The sequence below is a fragment of the Streptomyces sp. NPDC001985 genome (genome assembly GCF_040296845.1).
Lineage (GTDB): Bacteria > Actinomycetota > Actinomycetes > Streptomycetales > Streptomycetaceae > Streptomyces.
Genome location: NZ_JBEOYB010000150.1, coordinates 1 through 6,429, shown reverse-complemented (window position 1 = coordinate 6,429; position 6,429 = coordinate 1). Strand labels below are relative to the sequence as shown.

Below are 6,429 nucleotides of genomic sequence, written 5' to 3'. Positions count from 1 at the left end.
ATGCTCTCCGGCTCCGCGTCCGGCCGCCCGCCAGGGGGCGAGCCGGTGCCGCTCGCCCCAGGCCACGGGTGGCGCGCCGGCCGCGGCCACCTCCTCCGCGGCGCGCCGTCCGGGCCGGCGGTGCCGGACGGGAACCCCGCGAGGGAGGGCGGGCACGACGACCGGCGGCGCGGCCGGGGCTCGGCGGGACGCCCTCCCGGCGGGGGAGCGAGCGCACCGCCCGCTGGTGCCCACCCGGCGGCACGTGCCACCCTGTCCGATCCCGCTTCCTTCACCGGCCGCCTCACCGCCCCGCGATCGCGGCCGCCCGTTCCCGCTGAGGAGTCCGCCCATGTCCGACGAGGTCTTTCTGATCGACGGCGCCCGCACGCCCCAGGGCCGCTACGGCGGCGCGCTGGCGTCGGTGCGCCCCGACGACCTGGCGGCCCTGGTGGTCGGCGAGGCCGTGCGGCGGGCCGGCATCCCGGGCGAGGCCGTGGACGAGGTGATCCTCGGAGCCGCCAACCAGGCCGGCGAGGACAACCGGAACGTGGCCCGTATGGCGGTCCTGCTCGCCGGACTCCCCCACACCGTGCCCGGATACACCGTCAACCGGCTCTGCGCCTCCGGCCTGACCGCCGTGGCCTCCGCCGCCCAGGCCATCCGCGCCGGTGAGGCCGACCTCGTCGTGGCGGGCGGAGTGGAGTCGATGACCCGCGCGCCCTGGGTCATGGCCAAACCCGGCACTCCCTGGGCCAAGCCGGGTGAGATCCACGACACCTCGCTCGGCTGGCGCTTCACCAGCCCCCGCTTCACCGCCGCCGACCGCGCGGTGCCCGCCGGAGCCGGCCCGGAGACGGCCCGGGTCACCCTGTCGATGGGCGAGACCGCCGAGGAGGTCGCCGCACTCGACGGCATCACCCGCGCCGACTCCGACGCCTTCGCCCTCCGCAGCCACCAGCGGGCCGTCGCGGCGCGGGAAGCCGGGCACTTCGACCGCGAGATCGTCGCGGTCCCCCTCAAGGACGGGGCCGTCACCCGCGACGAGGGTCCCCGCCCCACCACCACCCCCGAGAAACTGGGGAGTCTGCGGACCATCTTCCGTCCCGGCGGCATCGTCACCGCCGGCTCCTCCTCACCTCTCTCCGACGGCGCCTCCGCGCTGATCGTCGCCGGTGGCGCGGCCGTACGCCGCCACGGACTCACCCCCAGGGCCCGGATCATCACCTCCGCGTCCGCCGGCGTCCCGCCGCAGCTCATGGGGCTCGGCCCGGTTCCCGCCACCGAGAAGGCGCTCGCCCGGGCCGGCCGGTCACTCCGCGATCTGGACGCGGTCGAACTGAACGAAGCCTTCGCCGCCCAGGCACTGGCCGTGATCCGGCGGCTGGACCTCGACGAGGAGAAGGTCAACGCCGACGGTGGCGCCATCGCCCTCGGACACCCCCTCGGCTCCTCCGGCGCCCGCATCCTGCTCACCCTCCTCGGCCGCCTCGAACGCGAGGACGCCCGCCTCGGCCTCGCCACACTCTGCGTCGGCGTCGGCCAGGGCGTCGCCCTGCTCGTGGAGCGGGTCTGAGCGACCCGGCGCACCGGGCCTCCGCGTGGGGCCTCCGGGGCCACCGGGACCGCCAAGGGCTCCGGGGCCACCGGGGGGCTCCGGGGAGCGGTCGCCGCCCCGACCGGGCGGCGGCGCGGAAGACGGCCGGCGCCCGCGGGGTCCTTGCGCCGCACGCGATCCGCGACCCGCCGGAACGGACGCCGAAGCCGCGGCCGGTCACCGGGCACGGCGGTGTCGTCGCCGGGGGTGCCAAGACCGGGGAGCCGCTGGAGCCCGGCCGGGCCGCCCTGGGGCCGGGGCCGGCGCACCGGGCGGTGCCGGGCGGCACCGCCGGGAGGGCCCGCCCACCGGGAGGACCCGTCCGCCGGGAGGGGCATCCGCCGGGTGGTCCCGGCTCCCGCCACCGGGCCGGCCGGGAGGCGGTGCGGGCGTCCCTCGCCCGTGGACGGCCGCTGGTCCAGGGTGACCGGGGCCTGAAGCATTTCCGCACGTCAGCTCATTACGCATACATGACATGTGAGAGAGATCACTCCGCGGGGAACGCATGCTGCGTCACGGTGGAGGGGAACCCCTGAAGGCCATCATCAACCGGATACGCCGCCGGGCCCCGCGCACGCGCCCGCCGACGCGTCTCCGCCCGCTCCGAAGGGATTCCTCTCATGTCCAAGGTGTTCCGCAAGCTTCTCTTACCCGCGCTGCTCTCGCTGGCGGCCTTCGCTCTCCCCTCGTCCGCCACGGCCGCCACGGCCGACGCCGCACCGTCCGGCACGGTCGCCCCGCTCGTGGGCAACCAGTGTCTGGCCACGGCCTACCCCTCCTTCTACGCGGCCAGCGTGAAAGGGTGCAACGGGTCCTCGTCCGAACAGCGCTGGACCGTCGACGGTGAGCTGATCCGGCTGGCCGCCCACCCCGGCATGTGCCTGTCCACGAACTACCCGTCCTTCTACGCGGCCAGCGTCTCCGGGTGCAACGCCTCCTCGTCGAAGCAGCGCTGGACCTTCGACGGCGAGCTGATCCGGCTGGCCGCCCACCCCGGCATGTGCCTGTACACGAACTATCCCTCGTTCCTGGCGGCCAGTGTGTCCGGGTGCAACGCCTCCTCCTCACAGCAGCGCTGGACCAGAACGGGCGAGCTGATCAGCCTCACCGCGTACTGATCCCGCCCCGCCCCATCCTCCGGGCCGGTGGCACCGCTCGCCGGCGACGGGCGTCCGGGCGGCAACCGATGAACACTCCGGGCGGGTTCGTGCCCGAGCACCGGCGAACCCCGGTCCCGTGAAGCGCCCCGCGCGGACGGGAGCGTCCGCCGAAGCCCTCACCGCAGGGCGGCGGCAGCCGTCCATGTCCCTCCGCCGTCCTCCGGAGTCCCGTGTTCCGGAGGGCGGCGGCAGGTGGAACGCGCGTGGTGCCCGCGCCCGTCGCGGAGCGCGGGAAGCGCGCGGAGCCAGGGCCTCCGCCTTCCGCGTCGTTCGCGACACGGGCCGCCCCGATTTCGTGAACCCCGATTGTCAGTGGTGGGTGAGACGGTGAGGACCATCGACTCGTCACGAGGGGGAGCTGCCCGTGTCCGGAAGCCAGAACTACATCAACCACGTCGCTCTTGTGCTGGATGCCAGTTCGTCGATGTCGCACCTGAGCCGCAAGGTCGTCGACGTCGCCGACCAGCAGATCGCCTATCTCGCGCGCCGGTCGGGGGAACTGGACCAGGAGACCCGTGTCACGGTGTACGTCTTCGCCGACGAGGTGGAGTGCGTCATCTATGACAAGGACGTGCTGCGGATGCCGTCCCTGAAGCAGCTGTACCGAACCGGTGGCATGACAGCCCTGCTGGCGGCGGCGCTGAAGTCGCAGCGGGAGCTGGCGCTGACGGCTCAGCTGTACGGCGACCACAGCTTCCTGACGTTCGTCCTCACCGACGGGCAGGAGAACGCGAGTCACCGCTGCCCCGACGCCCCCAGCAGGGACCCTCAGGAGCTGGTCCGGGCGGTGACGGGGATGATCGAGGCGCAGAACGACAACTGGACGCTGGCCGTCCTGGTGCCGGACCACGTGGGCAAGCGCGAGGCGATGCGGTGCGGTTTCCCGAAGGACAACATAGCCGTCTGGGACGCGACGACCACACAGGGGCTGGAGGAGGCCGGGCAGGTCATCCGGGAGGCCACCGAGAAGTTCATGGTGGGCCGCACCAAGGGCATCCGGGGATCGCGGGCGGTGTTCTCCACGGGTGCGGAGGCGGTCAACAGGGACACCATCCAGGCGGCCGGCCTCACCCCGGTCGACCCCTCGGCGTTCGCGCTGATCCCGGTGGACCGTGACACGGCGATCCGGAACTGGGTCGTCGAATCCGGTCACACCTACCGCACCGGTGGCGCTTTCTACCAGCTGAGCAAGACGGAGAAGATCCAGGCGCGGAAGCGGATCGCGGTGCTGGAGAAGAAGACGGACCGGGTGTACACGGGGCCCGAGGCCCGGGCCCTGCTCGGCCTGCCGGATGTGGAGGTCCGCATCAAGCCGGACCACAACGACGACTTCACCATCTTCGTGCAGAGCACCAGCGTGAACCGCAAACTCGTGCCGAACACACGGCTGCTGCTGATGCACTGACCCCGGGCCATCACCTCCGCTCACGGGCGGGAGTCACCAGGAAGCGGCCTCCTCCTGCAGGAGCGCCACCTCGGGATGGGAGCTGTGGGGGCGCAGTGCCCGGCGCATGGTGGTGAGAAAGGCGGTGGCGCGGGAGGAGCGCAGTCCCGGGTAGTCGGCCAGGAAGCGTTTCCAGGTGCTGACGGACTCTTCGAGGTTTCCCCGGAGGAGCTGCGACTCGGCCAGGTGGGCCGTGGTCAGCGCCCGGGCTCGGCGCGCCTGGGGGGCGCGGGCGCGGAGGGAGGCGTGGAAGGCGCGGCCGGCTGCCCGGTGGTCCCTCAGGGCAGCCAGGGTCCGGGCCCGCTGGAAGTGCAGGGCCGCGATCGGGTAGGTGTCGAACGGGTCGGAGGGGTCCTGGTCCGCCTGGCCGTGGAGGACCTCGGCCCTGCGCAGGGCGAGGAGGGCGCGGGGGCGGTCCTGGACTCGCGCGTGGGCGAGGGCCAGTTGGGCCTGGGTGAAGGCTTGGGTCAGCGGCGACGCGTGGCGGGCGGCGGTGGCGACCGCCTGTTCGGTCAGGGCGAGCGCGGGCCGGTGGTGTCCGAGTTCCAGCGCGTGGGCGGCGAGTGCCCGGACGGCGATGGTGTAGGTGTGGGGGTCTTCGGCCTCGGCGGCCAGGTGGGCGGCTGTGCGGTGGTGGCGCTGGGCGAGGGCGTCGGCGTCGTCGTCGGCACACATGTTGCCCAGGAGGATGGTGAGCTGGGCGGTGTGCGTGAGGAGTTGACGGTGTACGTGATCGCCGGCGCCGGCGAGGAGCCAGGGGGTGACGTCGTCGGCGAGGTAGGCCGCGAGAGCGGTGCGGGCGTGCCCGCCGCCGAATGCCCCGGTGGAGGTGGCGAAGTAGGCGGTCATGCTCTTCAGTGCTTCCACTTCCGCCCGGCCCACCCGCCGTCCGGCCATGGCGGCGGTCCGGTGGGCGGTCGTCCCTGAGAGCAGTTCCTCCCACTCCGGGACGGTGAGTGCGGTGAGGCTGAAGCCTTCCGCGCCGGGGCTTCTGTCTCCGTTGGGGACCAGTTGGGTGCGGGTGGGCTTGGTCAGACGGTGCACGGGGCCTGCCTTCCAGGATCAGTCCGGTCTGCGGGCGGGAGGGCGGCATGTGCGGGCCGGGGCACGTTCCACCGCGCCCCCTCAAGCACGCGCGAGCACTACTCCTGGTTACCGATGGGTCACATCCAGTTCCCGGCCCCGGCTAAGATGCCCCGGATGCGGTGTCCTTCACAAGGGCGCACAAGCGGCGTGTGCAGCGCGCATCCGCGCGCCAGCGGCTCGGCACCGGGCGGACCCGGGCCGGTGCTCCGACAGGGCGCCGGCACGCGTCGGTCGCCGCATGCCGGCGTACCACCCGAGAGGTGCCGATCGCAGGCCGGTCTCCGGCGGGGGCGAGGAGCGGAGGGCCGGGATTCGCGGGCGGCCGTCAGCCCGTCGCCCCGGCCGCCCCGGCGGTTCGTTCCTCGCCCGCCTCCTGGAGCCCGGCGGCCGGTACGTCCTCGGCTCTGGGGCGGGCACGAAAGTCCCTCAGAGGTCGTTTTACCCCTTTTTACCCCATTGTTTAAATTCGTTCCGGTGATGTCAGGTCGTGCAGGAGATGGTGGTCTCTCCGGTGAGGCGGGGGGCATGAGGTCGGTCATGGCGAGGCGGATCATGGCTTCGGAGCGGGCCGGGAGGGTCTCGCAGTCGCGGGCGAGGCGGCGGTTCAGCGTGAGCCGGCCGTAGGTCCGGTCTACGGCCCGGCGTTTGGGTATCGGGGTGAATCCCCTGGTCCCTGCCTTGCGGGCGGTGATTTCCATGTCGATGCCGAGGGTGGCGGCGTGCTCGACGAAGTGCCTGCGGTAGCCGCCGTCCACCCAGGTCGTACGTATCAAGGCCGAGCAGGTCACCCCGTACCCGACCAGCAGCCTGCTCGGCATTCCACCTCTGATGCGGCGCACTCTGACCTGGGACCGCGGGCGGGGGATGGCGGAGCGCCGTGCCATCACGGCCGCGACCGGCATGCCGGTCTACCTCTGCCAACAACTCGAGGACACCGCCTTCTGACATGATCCGGAGTCATGAACGCCCCCCCGGAGCCCCGGGGCCACTCCGAACTCCTCGTCGCCGAACCGCTCGTCCGCACCGAGATCAAGATCGGATACGCCCGGGTCTCGACCAGCGGGCAGTAGCTCGAACGGCAGCTCGACGCACTCACGGCCGCCGGATGCCGGAAGATCTTCGCGGACAAGAAGTCCGGCAAGAACGCGCTCCGCCCCGAGCTG

4 protein-coding genes and 1 pseudogene are annotated in these 6,429 nt (G+C 72.8%); 3 read left to right on the top strand and 2 right to left on the bottom strand.

Going from position 1 to position 6,429, the window contains the following annotated elements:
- Positions 1–331: 331 nt before the first annotated feature.
- The 3 genes from ABT122_RS32955 (at position 332) to ABT122_RS32945 (ending at position 4,141) form a co-directional block, all read left to right on the top strand.
- Positions 332–1,555 (top strand): thiolase family protein, encoded by a 1,224-nt coding sequence (locus ABT122_RS32955; protein ID WP_351559768.1) that lies wholly within the window; start codon positions 332–334, stop codon positions 1,553–1,555.
- Positions 1,556–2,196: 641 nt separating this feature from the next.
- Positions 2,197–2,694, top strand: coding sequence for a ricin-type beta-trefoil lectin domain protein (locus ABT122_RS32950; protein WP_351559766.1), 498 nt, complete (start codon positions 2,197–2,199; stop codon positions 2,692–2,694).
- 406 nt (positions 2,695–3,100) lie between these two features.
- Positions 3,101–4,141, top strand: coding sequence for a vWA domain-containing protein (locus ABT122_RS32945; protein ID WP_351559764.1), 1,041 nt, complete (start codon positions 3,101–3,103; stop codon positions 4,139–4,141).
- A 33-nt stretch (positions 4,142–4,174) separates the two neighbouring features.
- Here the strand turns inward: ABT122_RS32945 and ABT122_RS32940 are convergent, their stop codons facing one another.
- Both ABT122_RS32940 and ABT122_RS32935 read right to left on the bottom strand, forming a co-directional pair.
- Positions 4,175–5,224, bottom strand: a complete 1,050-nt coding sequence (locus ABT122_RS32940; protein ID WP_351559762.1) for an NsdA family TPR-like regulatory protein — start codon at positions 5,222–5,224, stop codon at positions 4,175–4,177.
- Positions 5,225–5,746: 522 nt separating this feature from the next.
- Positions 5,747–6,036: pseudogene (locus ABT122_RS32935) on the bottom strand (IS5 family transposase); the annotation flags it as partial.
- Positions 6,037–6,429 lie beyond the last annotated feature (393 nt).

Bases quoted from the DNA above. Each gene is read 5' to 3' on its own strand.
- ABT122_RS32955 (WP_351559768.1), top strand. From the start codon at position 332: ATGTCCGACGAGGTCTTTCTGATCGACGGCGCCCGCACGCCCCAGGGC.
- ABT122_RS32950 (WP_351559766.1), top strand. From the start codon at position 2,197: ATGTCCAAGGTGTTCCGCAAGCTTCTCTTACCCGCGCTGCTCTCGCTG.